The organism is Treponema sp., from assembly GCF_024696245.1.
Lineage (GTDB): Bacteria > Spirochaetota > Spirochaetia > Treponematales > Treponemataceae > Treponema_D.
Genome location: NZ_JAILGZ010000040.1, coordinates 1 through 3,810, shown reverse-complemented (window position 1 = coordinate 3,810; position 3,810 = coordinate 1). Strand labels below are relative to the sequence as shown.

The window sequence follows — 3,810 nt, the reverse complement described above, 5'->3', positions numbered from 1 at the left end:
TCCTCTTTTTTTTTAATCCTAACACGTAGGATAGCAGAAGTCAAGAAAAAAATTTCTTTTCTTCTCCTTTTTTTGTAACTCTTTTTTTATCGGAATGTTTAGTAAATTAATTGAATTTTTACTTTATTTATTGAATAGTTTCATTCAATTTTATTAATTTTTCTTTTTTTTGCCTGAATCAGCTATTTAAGAAAAACAAACAATTTAAATATAAATTCATTTTTTACCTTCCAAAATTTTAATTTAAGTTACGATTTTTTTCATACTTGGCACGAAAATTTATTTGAAAACTCATTTTTCACTGAATGATTTAAACCGAGGATTTTTTCAAATGAAAAAAATCGTAATGGGATTGGCAGCTTTAGTTATGGCTGCTTCTGTATTTGCGGTAGATTTTGCGGCTCGTACTGTAATGGAAGGCAGTATCGCTGGAGGAACTATCGATATTAATGGAGACGAAAAAAAAGAAGGAACACTTACCTTCTGGAATCTGTCTGCAAAAGATCAGAAAGATGCCGATGCTCTGGAAGTTTCTGTAAATAATGATAACGCTGGAGCAAAATTCAAGATGTGGTATAAATATGACGGAACTGACCCTATGAATCTGGGAGTTAGAGGTACAAATATTTGGTTCAAGCCAATTGATATGCTTAAGGTTACAGTTGGTGACGTTTCTTTGAAAACTTTTGGAGAAACATTGGACTACTGGAAATCTCCTGATGGTGGAGATGCTGCAACTCATCAGACTTGGAGTTGGTCAGGATATTCATCAGTTGAAGGTTCTGGTGTTGCATTGGAATTGACTCCTGTAGATGGTCTTTATATTGCTGGAGGTCTTGTTGCAAAAACTGGCAGCGACTTTGCAGCTATTAATTTTAACAGCAAAGAAGATGAAACATATGCATCTTGGGGAATTGATGTAAAGTATGGTCTTGCAGGTGTTGCAGGAATTCCAATGAACATTGCTGCTTCATATCGTGATGCAGGAAAAGATGGAGTAAAGATTGCTGCAATTGGTGCTGAATATGGAAATCGCTATGGTTCAGGTCTGTATGCATTGTTCAATGCCCGCTTTAGATTTGAGAACTTCTCTTATTCTGCTGTAGATTCAGAAGTAGGTGCTTATGGAACTACATACACATGGGAAAAAGAGAATGCACTTCAGGCTGTAGCATTTGATACAATGTTCAGATACAAGGTAGAAGCATTAGAAATCTTAGGACGTTTCCCTGTAACTCTCAGAACTGTACAGGATGTAACTGCAAATGGAAAGAAGGCTTCTGATTATGATTTCACAAATCCATCATGGATGTCATATGAGTTGAAGGTTATCTATGCTCTTGACGGTCTTAATGTATATCTGGATGTAGAAAATGATACAGCAGTAACATTCGACAAGAACTTTGCAGAAACATGTCTGGATATGAATGTACAGCCTGGTATTACTTGCAATTTTGGCGGAGCAGCATTAGACCTTGGATTGAAGCTGGATATTCCTAACAAGAAGGGTGCTAACCTTGGATGGTCTGTACCTTTCAATGTTGCTATCGCATTCTAATTTAGAGAACAAAGGAGATTAATAAAATGAAAAAAATAGCAAAAATTTTTACTGCAGTAAGTTTTGCTGCAACAGTATTGCTGGCATCTTGTTCTTTTAATGGTGAGCTTACTTCAAAAGCTGTTGACTTGCCAGAAAGTTCAGGAATTTATGCCGGAGCAAAATCTACAAAAGTTGAGACTCCATATAACAATGCTGCTTCTTTGATATCCGAAGATGATGTTGATGTTGTAAAAGTTACAGCAGGTTCTTGGGTATATGCAAAAGTTACCCTTGCAAATAAAATTAATGCAAAAGATGCAAAAAAGATGAAGGTTATTGCAAAGGTAGGAGCAGGTTTTACACCAGGAGATACAATCCGCCTAGATTTTTATTCTGATGACACTCATGGCTCTGCTATGGATGGTTGGACAGATGCAACATTTTTGAAAGATTTATCAACAAGCTATCAGATTTATGAAGTTGACATGTCAAAAATTACTAATAAAGCAGACGATTCTGCAAGACATGCCGGCGGACTTTTCCCTGATACAATTGCAGACACTGCAGATTGGTCGAAGATTTCTTATATCATTATTGACCCTCGTGGAGCTGCAGGAGACATTTACATCCGCGATATTATCTTTGAGTAATCAAAAATAGTATTATATCCTAAAGCAGCCATGTCGTAAAAAACATGGCTGCTTTTTTTTTCTATAAATTGCTGTTCCTGATATTTTCTGCCAGGGCAAAGACAGCATAATGAGGAATGGTCAGAATGTCATTTTCCTTGTTGTATCCAAAATTGTTGGAAGAAATTTTTATGGCAGTGCAGTTTCCGTTAATTTTACGGAATTCTTCTAAGGAGCCAAGATTTCCATTTTTCTTCTTTACGTCTATCGGATAAATTTTTCCTTTGGATTGAACTAAAAATTCAAATTCATGAGTCTGTTTTCCTGTCCAATAAAAGAGAGGAATTTGTTTTGCGGCAAATTCGCCGGCTGTATAGTTTTCGTAAAAAATACCTGCAAGACTATTTCGTCTTTCTTTGACAAAAAAATCAGACTGGTTTACCTGACTCTGATATGTAAAAATTCCTTCATCTGCAAGGTAAAGCCTGAACAGACCTGAAGATTCTTCCTGCAGAGGAAGATTTACGTGCCCTTTTATATTGTGACAACGGTAAATTACATGAGCAAGTTCCAGCCATTCATATGCACTAAAATAATCACGATTTGACTTACCTTTTTCAATACAGGAAATTTTAAAGTTTTTGTTTTCTTTATTTAGCTGTGAAAAAATGTTTTTATACACATTTCTGGTTTTTAAAATCGTTTCACTTGAAATATTATATGTATCCATATCTCCAAGGTAATTTGCATAAACTTCTTTAAGTACATTTGTAGCATCAACATAAGATTTTTCCTGAATAAAAATATCAAGCGGTTCAGGAAGTCCTCCAATCGTTAAATATTCATGCAGAAGATTTAATGCAAGTTCATGATAAACAGATTCAAGAGGAGTCCGTGCATTGAAACTCTTTCTTATCATTTCAAGAAGAAGCGGGTTTACATTCATCAGGTACTCTTCAAAAGTAATCGGATATACATTTATTGAATTGATTTTACCGACAGGAAAAAGAAAGTCCTCTCCTGATTTATTATGCTCCTGCTGCTTTATTGACAGTCTTACAAGAGAACCTGTTGCAATTACAGGAAGTTCCTTGTGATCCTGACAGAAATATTTTAAAAGAAAGTACCTGATGGCACTGCTGAACTTCATCAAAAATCAGGAGTGTATCGGGAGTCAGTTTTTTATTAAAACGGGTTTCTATGTAAGTGATATATTTATCTGCATCAGAAGTTGTGGAAAAGAATGCCCTGGACAGCTCATCTTTCTTTAAGTCTATGTATAAGAAATCCTTAAAATAACGCTTTGCAAAGAGCTCTTTTACAAGATATGTTTTGCCACCCTGCCTTGCTCCCCATACAATCAGAGGCTTGCGTACAGGGGAATTTAACCATTTTTCTAAATCGCTTAATTTTATTCGTTCCATTTTCAACTCAAATATAAAATACAAGTTTTACAATGTAAAATTTTCTGCAATGTACCAGTCAATAAAAGTGGACAAATGATGCTACACTAAAAGTGGACACTAACAGGTAGAAAACTGTTGAAAAAAATAGGACAATAAAGACAGTTTTCTGCCATGGAGGTGTACATGGGAAAACAGCTTAGTCCGCTGGAAAAAGAATTTCTTATAAAAACTTATA

At 35.2% G+C, this 3,810-nt stretch carries 4 protein-coding genes; 2 read left to right on the top strand and 2 right to left on the bottom strand.

Annotated features, from left to right (window positions below; all coding sequences use genetic code 11):
* Positions 1-331: 331 nt before the first annotated feature.
* On the top strand, positions 332-1,558 hold the full coding sequence (locus K6D58_RS02890) for a hypothetical protein (RefSeq protein ID WP_296827378.1): 1,227 nt from the start codon (positions 332-334) through the stop codon (positions 1,556-1,558).
* A gap of 26 nt (positions 1,559-1,584) precedes the next feature.
* Entirely contained in the window at positions 1,585-2,190 is a 606-nt protein-coding gene (locus tag K6D58_RS02885) for a hypothetical protein (protein WP_296827376.1), read from the top strand.
* Between the two features lie 61 nt (positions 2,191-2,251).
* Here K6D58_RS02885 and K6D58_RS02880 read toward each other — a convergent pair whose 3' ends face one another.
* Positions 2,252-3,115 carry a DUF4143 domain-containing protein gene (locus K6D58_RS02880; RefSeq protein WP_296827375.1) on the bottom strand — a complete coding sequence of 288 codons (864 nt, stop codon included), beginning with the start codon at positions 3,113-3,115 and terminating at the stop codon, positions 2,252-2,254.
* Between the two features lie 82 nt (positions 3,116-3,197).
* Positions 3,198-3,593: an AAA family ATPase gene (locus tag K6D58_RS02875; RefSeq protein WP_296827373.1), complete on the bottom strand. Its 396-nt coding sequence runs from the start codon at positions 3,591-3,593 to the stop codon at positions 3,198-3,200.
* Positions 3,594-3,810 lie beyond the last annotated feature (217 nt).

Excerpts from the sequence above, each read along its gene's own strand:
- K6D58_RS02890 (WP_296827378.1), top strand. The coding sequence starts at position 332 with ATGAAAAAAATCGTAATGGGATTGGCAGCTTTAGTTATGGCTGCTTCT.
- K6D58_RS02885 (WP_296827376.1), top strand. The coding sequence starts at position 1,585 with ATGAAAAAAATAGCAAAAATTTTTACTGCAGTAAGTTTTGCTGCAACA.
- K6D58_RS02880 (WP_296827375.1), bottom strand. The coding sequence starts at position 3,115 with ATGAATGTAAACCCGCTTCTTCTTGAAATGATAAGAAAGAGTTTCAAT.
- K6D58_RS02875 (WP_296827373.1), bottom strand. The coding sequence starts at position 3,593 with ATGGAACGAATAAAATTAAGCGATTTAGAAAAATGGTTAAATTCCCCT.